Source organism: Chitinimonas prasina (genome assembly GCF_030160395.1).
Lineage (GTDB): Bacteria > Pseudomonadota > Gammaproteobacteria > Burkholderiales > Chitinimonadaceae > Chitinimonas > Chitinimonas prasina.
The window spans coordinates 238,583-252,504 of the sequence record NZ_BSOG01000002.1; the positions used below are offsets into that span (position 1 = coordinate 238,583).

The window sequence follows — 13,922 nt, forward strand, 5'->3', positions numbered from 1 at the left end:
GATGACCGATCAGCAGCAACCTAGCGCTGCGCCGGCTGAGCACCAGCACGGGGGGGGGTAAGCAATGAGGCTTGTTGGTGTGGCGCGGCATACACGCGCCAGGCAGGGCTTGGCTGTGGTGCTGGTGGCACTGCTGGCGGGCTGCGCATCGGTCTCGCCCGATGGCGCTATTGCCGATGTAAAGCAATGGGTCGGCGGGGGGCACGCGGGCGCACTCAAGCCAGTGGTGAGCGAAGCCGATGAGCGCGACCGAGCCAAGGCGGTTGATGCGCTTCTGTCCAAGCCTCTGGGGGCCGACGATGCAGTTCGGCTGGCCATGCTCAATAACCGGTCGGTGCAGGCTAAGCTGGCCCAGATAGGCGTAGCCCAAGCCGAGCTGGCGCAGGCTTCGCGCCTGGAGAACCCTACACTCAGCTTCGGCAAGCTGCGTAGTGGCGATGAGGTTGAATACGAACGGGCCTTTCGCATCGATATCCTGGGTGTGTTGTTCATTCCCTGGCGTACGGCAATCGAGACACGCAAGGTAGAGCAGGAAAAACTGCGTGTGGCAGGCGACATCACCCGTATCGCGCTGGATACCCGCAAGGCCTGGGTCAATGCCGTGGCGGCGGAGCAATCGGCCCGTTATATGGCGGATGTGAACGAGGCGGCTGAGGCCAGCGCCACCTTGGCCAAGCGCATGGCCGCTGTGGGTAATTTCAGCAAGCTGGCCTATGCTCGCGAGCAGGCCTATTACGCAGAGGCGACAGCTCAACTGGCGCGTGCCAGACAGGCGGCGATAGTGGCCAGGGAGCAGTTGATACGCCTGTCAGGCCTAGCCGGCCCGGATGCCAGACGACTGGCCTTGCCAGAGCGCCTGCCCGATCTTCCGGCCAAACCGCGCGAATTCGATACGGCTGCTCAGACTGCGGTACAGAACCGGTTGGATATCCAGATGGCCAAGCATGAAGTGAGCGGATTGGCGAGTTCGTTGGGGTTGACTCGATCCACGGGCTTCGTCAACGCACTGGAAACCTCCTACCTGCGCAACAGCACCAATGACGGGCATCGTAGCCGAGGGTATGAACTGGAGCTGCAACTGCCGTTGTTCGACTGGAGCGGCGCCAAGGTGGCGCGAGCCGAGGCTAGCTACCGCATTGCCTTTAACCGAGCAGCCGAAATCGGTATCAATGCCGAGTCGGAGTTGCGAACCAGCTATTTGGGCTATCGCAGCGCCTACGACCTGGCCAAGCACTACCGAGATGAAATTGTGCCGTTGCGTAAATCCATCTCCGAAGAAAACCTGCTGCGTTACAACGGCATGCTGATAGGCGTGTTCGAGTTGTTGGCCGACGCCAGGGAGCAGGTTGGCAGCGTGAATGCCTACATGGATGCATTGCGCGCCTTCTGGGTGGCCGACGCCAATCTGGAAATGGCGGCGACCGCTGGCGGTCCAACGAGCCAGCAAACCGAAGGCCCGATAGGTATGCCGCCTGCCAGCGGCGGACACTAGTTTAGGAAGCACAGATGAGCAATCGCAGACAGTTTCTGCAACAAGCTGCCGCAGGTCTGGTTGGGGCGGCCACCGTATCGCGAGTGGGGGCGGCAAGTCTGCCTGAGGCTGCCAGCCAGGACAGTGCAGCCATGCAGCCACCGCTACACCCACCGAACGGGCGACCCTATAACCCGGTCGTGACTCTCAACGGCTGGACGCTCCCATGGCGAATGCGCGACGGCTGGAAGGAGTTCCACCTAGTTGCCGAACCGATAGTGCGGGAGATTGCCCCCGGCATGAAAGCCAACCTGTGGGGTTACAACGGCCAAAGCCCTGGGCCGACCATAGAGTGCGTGGAGGGCGACAAGGTGCGGATTTTTGTCACCAACCGCCTGCCTGAACATACCACGGTCCACTGGCACGGCATTCTGCTGCCCAATGGCATGGATGGTGTGGGTGGTCTGAATCAACCACAGATCAAGCCGGGCAAGACTTTTGTCTATGAGTTCGAGATGATCAAGTCGGGTACCTTCATGTATCACCCGCACGCGGACGAAATGACGCAAATGGCCATGGGCATGATGGGTTCGCTCGTTGTCCACCCACGTAACCCCAAATTCATGGCAGTAGACCGCGATTTCGTGTTCTTGCTGAATGCATACGATATTGACCCTGGCAGTTACACGCCCAAGATCAATACCATGACTGACTTCAATCTCTGGACATGGAACAGTCGGGCCTTCCCTGGTATCGACTCACTAGTAGCACGGACCAACGACAGGGTGCGCATCCGTGTGGGCAATCTGACCATGACCAACCACCCCATCCATCTCCATGGTGTGGACTTTGAGGTGACTTGCACCGATGGCGGCTGGGTGCCTAAATCGGCTCGCTGGCCGGAAGTGACCACGGATGTGGCGGTAGGGCAGATGCGTGCCATTGAGTTCGTGGCCAATCGGCCTGGCGATTGGGCATTTCACTGCCACAAGTCCCACCACACCATGAATGCCATGGGGCATGACGTACCCACCATGATAGGGGTGGATCATCGCGGGCTGGTCGACAAGATCAACAAACTGGTGCCCGAGTATATGGTCATGGGCGAACGCGGCATGGCAGACATGGGTGAGATGGAAATGGCGCTGCCCGACAACACCCTGCCCATGATGACCGGCATGGGCCAGTTCGGTCCCATCGAGATGGGTGGCATGTTCACTACCTTCAAGGTCAGGGACGATATCAAGCCTGGCGACTACAAGGACCCCGGCCCCTACAAGTATCCTGCCGGCTCGGTGGCATATGAGTGGACAGGAGAGCTGGCCGAACCGACGCGTGCCAAAGCGCCCGCTGCCGACAGCAAGACGCTCCAGGTGATCAAACCCAACGGCCACAGCGGCCATTGATTCAATAGCATTAGGAAAAACACATGCGTAATTCACTACCCCTGTTTACCTTGGCGCTGGCTTCGCTTCTTACCGTTGGACAATCGTGGGCACATGGTGGAGCAGCCAATTCGCATGCTGATAAACATCGAATTTCGGCCGACCAGGAGGAGTTCGGCCGCCAGGGTGACCCCAAAAAGGTGAGCCGGACCATTGATATCAGCATGCACGACAACATGCGATACAACCACAGCAAGATCACGGTGCGCCAAGGCGAAACCCTGCGTATTGTGCTGCTCAACAAGGGCAAGATCATGCATGAGCTGGTATTGGGTACCGAGCAGAAGCTGAAGGAACACGCTGAAGTCATGAAGAAGTTCCCCAATATGGAACATGACTCGCCCTATATGGCGCACGTACCGCCCAGCAAGAAACAGGAAATCATTTGGGAGTTCAACAAGCCAGGTGAATTCATGTTCGGCTGCCTGATTCCTGGCCACTTTGAAGCTGGCATGGTTGGGCGTGTCACCGTTTTGCCGGGCAAGCCCTGACACAATCACCGCCAGCCTCTGACAACCCCTGTATCCCTGGAAGGAACTCTGATGTTGAAGCAAGTACTCCCACTCTGTCTTTTCTCGATAGCCGCCCTGGCAGCCCCGTTAAGCGCGAGCGCAGAAACTCCGGCGCCTACCGCGGCAGAGCATGCAAGCCATCATGAGCAGCTGACCGAAGGCGAAATCAAGAAGATTGATGCTGACCAAAAGAAGATCACCATCAAGCATGGCGAAATCAAGAACCTGGAGATGCCACCCATGACCATGGTGTTCCGGGTAAAGGATGCCGCTTTTCTGGACCAGGTAAAACCCGGCGATAAGGTGCGCTTTAAAGTGGAAAAGCTGCTGGACGGCTACACCATCATGGCAATACAGCCGGCAAGCTGATGGCGATTGCCCACCGGCAGATGTGAGGCAGCCCCAGGCGATCAAGGATGTCGGTGACCATGGCTGCGGTTTGCTATGCTTGTGCATGGTAGGCAGCATGGTCTGCCTGCGACGGCCTTTGGCTGTGGCAGCCTAATCAAGTTGATCTGGTTGCTGGCCCACTCAGTTACGTCACGGAGCATGGTCATGTCTCTTCCATTTCACCTCGGCTTGCGACATCGCCGGCATATGGTCAGCCTGATACGGTCTGACAGCGGTAGCCGTGTGAGCGATGTACTGGGCGTGGCCTACCCGCAGGACATGAATCCAAGGCTGCGGATACTGGAACAGTGGGGTATGTCGCAGGCCTCGCCGCGGCGTGCCATGCAGGCTACGGTGGACATTCCCTTGCCCCGCCGACATCAGGTTGCACTGACTTCCCAACTGAACCCCGACATCCAGTCCAGCCTGCGTGGTGGCTTTACCGGGCAACCCATAGGCAGATTGGAGACCATGCCGGGGGTAAAGGCGCGTATGCACTTGGGTACCGAGCGCAGTCCGCTCGATAGCGGCTTGCCGCCAGGGCGCGGTGGGCAGATAGCGGCGACACCTATCAAGAAACCGGGCAGGGGCACACGCTAGTGGCATGTAGTGGCCTCGCATTGTGCCAAGGGTGGGGTTGAATCGACCGAATCTGCCAGTAGCAGTGGCGCATCCAGCTGGTTGCATAGCGTCATCAAGGCTGCCAGGTCTGCCTCGGGATCGACTGCAGTGCCATTCAGGTGCAGGCAAGAGAACTGCAGCGCCGCATCGGCGTCGCGCAGCGGTGGAACGGGTAGCGCACCAAAGCCTAGCCTATCCAGCACACGCACGGAGCGCCTGTTGTCTGGCAGGACCGAGGTAAACAGGGTTTGCATGCCCATGGCCCTGGCCTGAGCAGTAAGCAGTGTGGTGGCGGGCAAGGCATGGCCCTGGCCTTGATAGTCCACACCCAGCCAGTAGTGGATAAAAGCCTGCCTCCCTACTGCCGACAAGCTGACAACCCCGATAAAACCATAATGCAGATGCATGACCGCGTAGTTGTGCCTGCCTTCCTCCACAGCTTGCTCGGCCAGCCAGGCATGCACTGCCGCTTCATCCGCCAGTTCTGGCAGATCGGTGGCTTGCGCGATATGCGGGTCGCGGTACTGCCAGGCCAGCGCCGCGGCGTGGGCCTCATTCAGGCTTTCCAGCCTTAGCACGGGGCCGCCGCGCACCTGGGCGGCCAATGCCTGCTGCTGGCGTAGGCGTGGGCCAATGCGGCTCTGCAACTGCCTAGCCTCCGCATGCAAGGGGGCGTTGGCCAGCACCCGGCTCAGGTACGCCATCGCCTCCTGCAGCCGCCCTGTGGCGGATTCACATCGTGCTAACCACAGCCAGCAATCGGCAGTATCCCGGCCCGCCGCCCGCAGGACGTACTGTGCATCGCGCACCAGCCCCCATAGCTCCAGCGCCCAGCCAAAATGGGCAAACTTGCGTGCTAGATCGGCATCCGCAACGTGGGCTGCCTGCCAGCACTGCTGCAGAGCATGGCGCCACGCCAGCCAGAGCGCCTCCGGCCAAGTCTGGATACGCTGTGGCAAGTCATCGGGCATGGCGGCAAACACGGCCTGGTGATATCCAGCTGCAGCCATCAGTTCGGGAAATGCCGTCGGCGCAAGGGTTGTAGAGGCCCACTTTACCTGACGGCACAACGCGGCCACGGGCGAAGCACCGTAAGACTTGGGGGCACAGGGCGCGAGCTGGAAAGCCGGGTGGCGGGTCTTGGCATGTGCGTCCATTTTCTCTTGGCCTCGGTTTTCAACGGCGTAAGCTCACAGCAGGCGCCTACTTCTGCTCGGGGTCTAGCCCAAGCAGCTCGAATACATTCAATTGACCGCCAAATTTCATGAATACTTCGTGGTAGAGCTCCGCAGTATTCATATTGCCCCATTCCACGGCGCGCAGTATGAGATAGGGCACTGGGCTGTGCGGTTCGCGAGCAGCCAGATAGTCGGCAATCACGGCCAGCCGGTGATAGGCATCCGCACGGCTGCGGATAGGGCCATCACCATTGCCTCCCTCATCTTCACCACCATCGTCCTCGCCGCCGTTGCCGCCGTTGCCGCCGTCGCTTCCGCCACCACTCTGGCTGACTGTGGCAACGGCTTCCCGCTTCTCTTCCTTGCCACGCGGGGCACTAAGGCGCACGCCCCGCTTATAGAGTTCACCGGCGATCAAGGCCTGTATCTGCTCCAGTAGGCCTGCAAGGCCGTTAAGGCTGGGCGCCTCTTCGCCCCAAAGCTGGGTCAGCGTGGCGGCAAAGGATTCCAGCGCCTCCAGCGAATCGGCCAGCAGGCGATAGCAGGCAGTGTGCGACTCGGTAGAGGTTGCCGACAGCGCCGATTGGAATTCCTGCAGGGTCGTGCCTTCGATCTCTTGCTGGCCATGACGGCCATGCATGGCGCGCAGCTGCTCATTGCGCTTGGCCTGCTCAAAGTCTGCCCAGCCGTAATCGCGGGCATTGCGGTTGGCATTGGTCAAAGGCAGCAGGCGTATCTGGGGCAACAGCTTTTCATTGACCCAGCGCAGGATGTTGGCCCGATACTCCTGGTCGCCCTCGTCTATGCGGGGGTAAAGCGCTTCCCAATAGCGCTCGCACAGTGACTGCATCAGCAGGACGCATGCCGGTATGGCCTCAAAGCCTACCTTGGCGATCTGTGCTTCCAGCAGCCATGCGGCCAGTTGCAGATCCTTGGTCTTGCTGACCAGCGCATGGGCGGCGATATCACTGACCTTGTCCCAGTCTGCCTGCTTCAGCTCATACGCCCAGGCGCCCAGCGGCACACTAGCGTCATCTTCGCGGCGGGCCTCCTTGATGGCGCTGTAGACACCATTGCCGCGTACCGATTTCCCGGTAGGTTTATCCGGTTCGATGGGTAGCAGCAGCTCTTCCAGGGGTATGCCCAGCCTGTCCTGGAAAAACTGCTTGGCCTTCTGCGTAAGTTCGGGGCGCATAGGGGTCACCAGTAGAAGGGGGCGGCCCGTGGCCAGTCGCGCGGCAGCAGCAAGGGCTGCGCGGCCTGGGTCTTGGGGTCGATACTATTGAGCGTCAGCGCCAGGAACACCCGAGCATGGCTACGGGCAGCCGGATTGGCGCTATCGGCAAGCGGCACATTGAACTGCAGCAACCAGCGGCTGGGGTCCAGGGGGTCGGTGCTGGGCAAAGCCACCGGCTGATGTGCCTCGATAAAGCGCAGCAAGCCCCAGTTGCCAGCGGCAGCAAAGCTGGCCACGCTGCCATCCACCCTCAAGGTGGTTTGCGTCGTATCCACCACCGGCCGCCAGGCTGATTGCTTTGCCCAGTTCAGGTCCAGCACGATGGCTTCGCCAAACGGCCAATCCAGGTCGCGGGTACTCCCCGGGTATTCGGCCAGGGAGCTGCCCGTGCTCAGGTGCCAACTGATCAGTTGCTCCGCCCCCATGGTCTGGCGTGACAGGGCGCGGAAGCCGACACCCAGCCTAACCGGCCGGCTACCCTCCGAGGTGCCCAGTGTAGGCCGCAGGAAGTCAGCCACGGTATCCAGCCTGTCCAGGAAGCGCCGTATATCGTTCCAGCGGCTGTGCTTGAGGCCGGCAATGGCCTTGTCCAGTCCCTCTCGCTCCGCATCGTAGTCGCGGAAGAACGCACGGACGGTGTTCAGGTCCGCGTCGCGGGCATCGCTGTCGGCAAAGGGGTAACGGCCTATCAGCTCGCGGTTGAAACGGTTGGCCAGCTTGCGGTAGCGCATATAGGCGTCGGCCTCGCGCCTGTCCTGGCAGCGCCATAGGCTTTGGGCCGAGAGCATGCGGTAGCGCTGGCTGTAGAGGTCGTACCCCTCTGCCGCCTTGCCTGCTTGCGCCAGGCTGGTACCACAGGTCTCGTAATCCAGCGTTGCCAGCGTCTTGCTGAACAGTGTCTCCAGCGAGCCCAGTGAGCTGCCAGGCTCCTTGAAATCCCGATAGCGCTTGAGTTCGGTAATGGTGTTACGCCAATAGCCCTGGCTGGCACCATTGGCCGTACCCAGGCTGCCGCCACGGTCCAGCATACTGACGAAGGGGGCTGCATAGTCGGCCAGCACGGCACTGCGCTCCCTTTGCTGCACCAGGTATTCCTTGACCTGGCCACTATCACCAAACAGATAGACTGGGTGCGTCCCTCCAGCCATCTCACCAACGGCGGACTCAGGCTGGTAGAGCTTGCTGTTTTCGGCCAGCGCATCCACCCGTAGCAGCATGTCGCCGGCGTATTCACGCAGGCAGCGGCTGAAGGGCTCGGCACCGCCGGCACCATTGACCTGCTGCAACTGAGTGAGCAGCTTGTTCAGGGCGTCCAGCTGCTTGCCAAAATTGGCGCTCTGGCTAGCCATCTGTGATTCCTGGTCTGCTTGGCCGGCTGCGTGCCAGTCCAGCGGCTTTTTCTGGGCATCGCTGAGCGTGGCATTGAGCACCAATTGCAGCTGTCGCCGCGCCAGGCGATCAAACAGGGGGCGGTCGCCATCTTCACTGACGCTTTGTGCGGTGGCAAAGCTCTGGTACTCGCGCAGGTAGCTGGCTGCCTGCCCCAGCTGCTCCTGCCGCCAGCCAGCCTGGGCAAACTGGCAGCTCAGGTTCTGGCGACCCTCAAGGGGCATGAAGCTAAGCTTGCGCAAGGCCACAAAGCCAGTCAATTCAGGTGCCAGTGCCGGGTTCAGCGTGTAGTCCTCTCCTGCCGGCACGAACACCGCGCCGTAGGGAGGCAGCGTCAAAGACTTCATCTTGGCCAGCGCGGGCTCGGTGCAGTGGGTAGGGCTGAAGTGGGCATCGACGTCTGCGAGGTGCATGGGATAGCCGTGGCGCTGATACAGTGGCTGGAGGCGCTCGGCCAGGCGATTGCCGGTGTTCACGCAGGGGTTGCCGCCGCGTGGATTGCCCAGCCAGTTAGAACGCATCCAGCCCAGCCAGTCCTGCAGCGCCACCAGATGCTCCATCACTGCAGCCTGGCCAGCGGTGTTGATGTCGGTGCCGAGCATCTGTACCAGGCGCTCGCCCAGGTCTATGCGCTCCAGCAGTTCCTTGCGTAAGCCATCGGACTGCAGGTCAATCTGGCGCGCTATGCCTTCCTTCATCTGGCTGGGCAGGGTCAAGGGTGTTTTGTAGTGCAAGCGGGCAAGCGACTCGTAATACAGGCTGTTGAGGCCGTTGCGTTGTGTGGGTGGTGGCGTGCCATAGGCGTAATGGCTCAGTTGCTCAAACAACTGCACCTGCCGCTGCTTGGCCGAATCACCACCGGGCAGGGCCAGCTCGCGGAAGGCATCCAGATTGCTCTCCAACTCAATTACGCTGGCGACATAGCCGTCCAGATCGGCATTCGCTGCGGCAACGCTGCTGCTGGTGATCAGATTGTCCACTCGGCGCTTACCTTGAAAACCAGCGAGCTCCTGGGCTCTTCGCTCCAGCTTGCAGGCAATGCTGGGCATCACCACATCCTGGAAGGCTTTCTGCGATAGCCACTTGCTGGCATCGTCGACCATGCGCGTATCCACCCATGAGGCGGGAATGGCGGCAAAGCCGAGATCGGCTTTGAGGCTGCCCACCGCCTTGAGCACACCATAGACTTCTGACTGCCCAAGGCAGCGACCCTTGCGTATGCTCTGCTCGCTGACGGTATGGACCATGTCAAACGCGTTGCCCAGGCTGGCAGTCTGCTGACGCAGCTGCACACTGCTCCAGGCCAGCGCGGCAAACAGGCCGCACACAATGGCAAGCCCGCCAAACTGGAATCGGCGGATCAGGTTGTTACGAGACCAGATACTTTGCCTGACGGGCCGGGCCAGGCCGGATTCGGCCAATATCTTCTGGGTGAACAGGTTCTCGACGAAGTCGATCTGGGCGCTGACACCGCTGGGTGTGGCGCCATCCGCCGCCAGGCTGCCACTGAAGTAAACGCCGCGGAAATAAAAACCGGCATGGTAGGTGCTGGGCTTCAGTACGGTCTCCAGTAAGGCGCCCAGTGGTACGGACAGCCTGCCGAAGCGTTGCGGAAACAGGAAAAAGTCATCTGCATCGGCAATCTGGTCGCGCCCGGCGGCTGCCTCAATCTGCAACTGCCGCAGACTATTGATCTGTTCGGTGAACAGCTGTTTCAGCAGCCCGGGTATATTCTCGTAGTCGGTCAGCGAGGGATTGGACCAGCCCCATATCTCCTTGCGCCTTGCCACAGGTTGCGCCGACCAGAATGCCCGATAGCCGGCAATGGCGTCGCACTGGGTCAGCACCACATACACCGGCAGGACAAACTCAAATCGCTTCTGCAACTGCCAGAGCTGCCGGTAGCATGATTCAGCCAGGTCCTGCAGGGTTGTCGTATCGGCGCGCAACAGGGTGGCCGCCGAGATGGTCAGGACAACCGCGTCAACCGGTCTTTCAGGCCGGCGGCTATCAATGGCATCCAGCACCTTGAGCCAGCGCTTTCCTTCGTTGCTGTCAGGCTCCGCCGCAGGTAACAGCCCGTTGGGGTCAACTACGGCGCCGCCGCTGCAGAAATGCCATTGGGTATCGGTCACCGGCAGTTTCTGTTCGCGCAACAGGACCGCCTCGCGCTGACCATCCTGCAAGGATGCAACCAGGCTGGACTTGCCTGCACCTTGTTCGCCCAGCATCAACACCCAAGGGCTACGGTACCGCCATTCCCGCCGGGTACTGAGATAGCGCAACGCCCCCAGCATCACATCGGCCCAGTGCTGAGGTGACAGGCTGGCAGTGGACGCTGGCTTGGCAGGGGTATTGGCCGCCGCAGCTGGCGCGGCAGCTGCGGGCTTGGCAACGGCAGGGCGGCGACTGCGCAGCAGCAGCCACACCAGCAGCACCAGGATAATGGCGCCGCAACCAAGGCCCAGTAAAACCGGCAGGCTCCAGGTCTCGGCGTGGGGCTGGTAAGGAATAGACCCTAGATTCATGCTCTTTGCCATGACGCTAGCCCCCGCCCATATAGCTATCGAGCTTGGCAGTCAGCGGAACGAGCGTCTGCAGCCAGATGGCCGTGGAGACCACCAGGTAAACCAGCAGCGCAATTGCACCGGCTCGATACCAGGGCTTCATGGGGGCCAGCCGGTGGTCATCCTTGACGATGAGCGTGTGGGAATAGGCTTGAGAGAACACCGGCTTGTCGGCCGAAACGAGCGGGCGCCGATCAGCGATGTAGCGCAAAAGCTTGCTGCGATAGCTGGCCAGCGCAGCCTGGCCGTGCTGGCCCCGATACTCCCCCTTGAAGCCCAACTGCAGGGTTAGCAGAAAGATGATGCCCAGTTCCAGCTGGAGACGGCCGCGTCCACGGGTATGTAGCAGGTTGCCCAGCAGCTCGAAGTAGGTCCTGCCGGCTTGTTGGCGACGGAACAGGGCGTATTCGATCAGGTTGGACAACCAGTGGGTATTGCCGGGCCAGTCCACCTCCAGGATGAACACCTCGTCGCCAAGGCCAGCCATGACGAACTGGACGATGCGGTAGGCACGCAACTCGGCTTCCGGTGACGACACAGCCATTTCTCGCCCTTGCTGCAGCAAGCGTTGCGACAACCTGCCGCTGACCATGCTGGCAAGGTCTGCCGGGCTGGCATGGGCGGGCAGATCGCCACCCAGCAGCAGCGGCAACCTGCCATGCGCGATGGCCTGCTTGATCACAGCCACATCTTCATAGAACTCGGTAAACCGTGCCAGCAGGGCGCCATCGGACCATGTGGTATCAGTCATCGTGCGCCACCTCGTGGATGTCTACGGTGGCCTGGGGCTTGGACTGCTGCATGGACCGTGTCAGGTGCAGCACGATCTCGCGGGGCGACTGCCCCTCCATCGGCCCCTGCACCAATAGTGGGCGGCCCTGGCGTATTACCGGCACCAGCTTGTCACCCACATCGATGGCCTTGTTGCTGATCTCGAACAGCAGCGCACCGTCCGAGACATTCAGGCCACTGTACTGATTTGCCGGCAGTTGCCGCACACTGGCACCGGGCAGGCGTCGTTGCTCCAGCACGGGCATCAGGTCATCGCTGGCCACCCTGGCGTGCTGCATCCACTGCCGCAGGCTTGCCGGGCTCACCCCATCGCTACCGCGCACTTCAATCACCAGGGCATCCGGGCGTAGTTCCTCCGGTAGCGGGCGCATGAAGCTGGTGGGCGACAGCCGCTCGAACAGCATGGCCTCAAACGGGGCATTCAAGAGCGCCAGGCGGGTTTCGATATAGCTCAGCAAGGTCAGCATGCCGGGCAGGAAATCCTCGTGCCTATAGGCATCCAGCACGGGTGGGGTAGGGTTGGCACCCAGCGCGGCAATCTGGCCCGCCATGGCGGCAAGGCACATATAGATATCATGTGGGTGGCTGACACCGGCGCGCAGTCTCAACTCCAGCAAGGGCAGCATGGAAGCCAGGTGGCGTGCGGCATATAGCTGCTGCCGGCCATCCCTATCCAGCCTGCCCACATTGTCGGCCACATCCCGGCCACCTACCAGGTCGCGAATCTTTCCGCGCATGGTTTCAGTCAGCGCATTCAGCTTAAGGCTTATCTGGCGCTCCTCCAGGAAGGTGGCGGCACAGAACCGCAGCAGGGGCGGGTGGTAAGGCCCGACATGGTAGTGGCCGACCGCATCGCGCACCACCTCCAGCAGGGGAAAGGATTCGTACTTGGCAGGTATGCGTATGCCAGGCAGCAATTGCAACCGTGGCCGCAGGCGGCCAACCTCCATGCGATCCTCACCGGAGTTCTCGTCCACCTCCAGGCGCCCCGGCACAGCATTGAAGCGCTGGATGCGGCTAGTGACACTGGCGGCACCCTCTGCCCGTATGGGAATGCCGACAAAGACCCTGAGTGGCCCTTCGTTCCAGCCTTCAATAGTCTTCAAATCCAGCGTAAGGGGCTGCCCATAGTCGTCGGTATGGTGGCCTGGATACTGCACTGGCACGCCATCAGGCATCACGGCATGCAGGCGGGTGATCCTGAGGCTGCCAGCGGCCAGCGCGGCTTCGTCGTAGGCTAGATCCAGCAGCCCCCAATAATAGGGCTGCAGACAACCGGCAAGGTGACGCAGCTGATGCGACCAATAGATATCGTTCTGCTGCAGATGCTGGGGTGACAGCAGCATCCCTTCCGACCATTGCACGGCTTCGGGCATGAGAGTAGTGATATCCATGGCGCTTTCCTAGTTGAGCACGGTGAAGCGGTAATCATTGGTACGCAGGCGGAGCTCTGCAGCCTTGGTAAAAGTCAGGTCCAGCACATGCTGTCCATGGGACGATTGCATGTCGGCATAAGCCCTGACGGCCAATGCCTTGCCCGTTCTGCCAGGCAGGGGGACGGGGTCCAGTACATGTGCCGGCGGTAATTCCAGTGCAATGACCTGCAGTGCCGTAGGCATGCCATCCAGCAGTGCCTGCTTCTGGGCAAACCACTCTGGTGCCGTCTTGGGCAGCGAGCCGATGGCTGATTGTTCGAACACCAAGACGATATCCACGCGGGTCGCGCTATCGCGGTTTGCGCCGATGTCTGACACCAGACGCAATTCTCGGAGGTCGGCCTTGGGTGGCCCACCCAAGCCTACCCAGCCGGCCATGGTGCTCATTGCCCCGCAGCCCTGCAGGAGCAGTATCAACACCATCAAAGGCAACCAGTACGGCCATGTCCTGCCTGCCTGCCTGCGTTGGGAATAAGGTCGCTTGTTCATGGCAGGCATCAGCTCAGCAGGAGCACGCGCACCTGTGCGGGTGTCAGCGACACGCCGATGGTGTTGGTGCTGTTCTGGATATTGAGTGTGGTCATCCGGGTGGCGAACACCGGCCCGTGCATGACTTTGAAGCTGCCCAGCACAGGACGGTCTGGCCCTGCCATGGTGCCGGATGCCACACCCAGCAAGACACCGGTGAAGTCGCCCAGGCTCACCGTTCCCTGGGTCAGCAGGTTTTCGGCCAACCCGCCTCCGATCAGGAAATTGAAGATCGACGGAATATGCGTCACTGAGAAAGTGATGTTGGGGTAAGGCACGGGCACCGCCAGCGGTGGCGTCAGGCAGACATCGGGGAAGCCCAGATTCATCACGCCTAGATTGGTATTGGCAAACAT

12 protein-coding genes are annotated in these 13,922 nt (G+C 61.0%); 5 read left to right on the forward strand and 7 right to left on the reverse strand.

Features of this window, described 5'->3' with window-relative positions; genetic code table 11:
• Window positions 1-79: 79 nt before the first annotated feature.
• From QQK16_RS08295 to QQK16_RS08315, 5 genes are all read left to right on the forward strand, one after another.
• A complete protein-coding gene (locus QQK16_RS08295) occupies window positions 80-1,492 on the forward strand; it encodes a TolC family protein (protein WP_284195981.1) in 1,413 nt (470 codons plus the stop codon).
• A 14-nt stretch (window positions 1,493-1,506) separates the two neighbouring features.
• On the forward strand, window positions 1,507-2,877 hold the full coding sequence (locus QQK16_RS08300; RefSeq protein ID WP_284195982.1) for a multicopper oxidase family protein: 1,371 nt from the start codon (window positions 1,507-1,509) through the stop codon (window positions 2,875-2,877).
• A gap of 23 nt (window positions 2,878-2,900) precedes the next feature.
• Entirely contained in the window at window positions 2,901-3,407 is a 507-nt protein-coding gene (locus QQK16_RS08305) for a cupredoxin domain-containing protein (protein ID WP_284195983.1), read from the forward strand.
• A 51-nt stretch (window positions 3,408-3,458) separates the two neighbouring features.
• On the forward strand, window positions 3,459-3,797 hold the full coding sequence (locus QQK16_RS08310; protein WP_284195984.1) for a copper-binding protein: 339 nt from the start codon (window positions 3,459-3,461) through the stop codon (window positions 3,795-3,797).
• A gap of 186 nt (window positions 3,798-3,983) precedes the next feature.
• Window positions 3,984-4,418: a hypothetical protein gene (locus QQK16_RS08315; protein ID WP_284195985.1), complete on the forward strand. Its 435-nt coding sequence runs from the start codon at window positions 3,984-3,986 to the stop codon at window positions 4,416-4,418.
• Here QQK16_RS08315 and QQK16_RS08320 read toward each other — a convergent pair.
• From QQK16_RS08320 to QQK16_RS08350, 7 genes are all read right to left on the reverse strand, one after another.
• On the reverse strand, window positions 4,415-5,596 hold the full coding sequence (locus QQK16_RS08320; protein ID WP_284195986.1) for a GNAT family N-acetyltransferase: 1,182 nt from the start codon (window positions 5,594-5,596) through the stop codon (window positions 4,415-4,417). The two genes, QQK16_RS08315 and QQK16_RS08320, sit on opposite strands and share 4 nt — an antisense overlap.
• Before the next feature lie 46 nt (window positions 5,597-5,642).
• Entirely contained in the window at window positions 5,643-6,812 is a 1,170-nt protein-coding gene (gene tssA / locus QQK16_RS08325) for a type VI secretion system protein TssA (protein ID WP_284195987.1), read from the reverse strand.
• Window positions 6,813-6,817: 5 nt separating this feature from the next.
• Window positions 6,818-10,771, reverse strand: a complete 3,954-nt coding sequence (locus tag QQK16_RS08330; protein WP_284195988.1) for a type VI secretion system protein — start codon at window positions 10,769-10,771, stop codon at window positions 6,818-6,820.
• A 16-nt stretch (window positions 10,772-10,787) separates the two neighbouring features.
• Complete coding sequence (locus tag QQK16_RS08335) at window positions 10,788-11,561, reverse strand: DotU family type IV/VI secretion system protein (RefSeq protein ID WP_284195989.1); 774 nt, start codon at window positions 11,559-11,561, stop codon at window positions 10,788-10,790.
• On the reverse strand, window positions 11,554-12,996 hold the full coding sequence (gene tssK / locus QQK16_RS08340; RefSeq protein ID WP_284195990.1) for a type VI secretion system baseplate subunit TssK: 1,443 nt from the start codon (window positions 12,994-12,996) through the stop codon (window positions 11,554-11,556). Before tssK ends, QQK16_RS08335 begins: the two co-directional genes overlap by 8 nt.
• A gap of 9 nt (window positions 12,997-13,005) precedes the next feature.
• On the reverse strand, window positions 13,006-13,425 hold the full coding sequence (locus QQK16_RS08345; protein ID WP_284195991.1) for a hypothetical protein: 420 nt from the start codon (window positions 13,423-13,425) through the stop codon (window positions 13,006-13,008).
• Window positions 13,426-13,535: 110 nt separating this feature from the next.
• On the reverse strand, window positions 13,536-13,922 hold the full coding sequence (locus tag QQK16_RS08350; protein ID WP_284195992.1) for a DUF4150 domain-containing protein: 387 nt from the start codon (window positions 13,920-13,922) through the stop codon (window positions 13,536-13,538).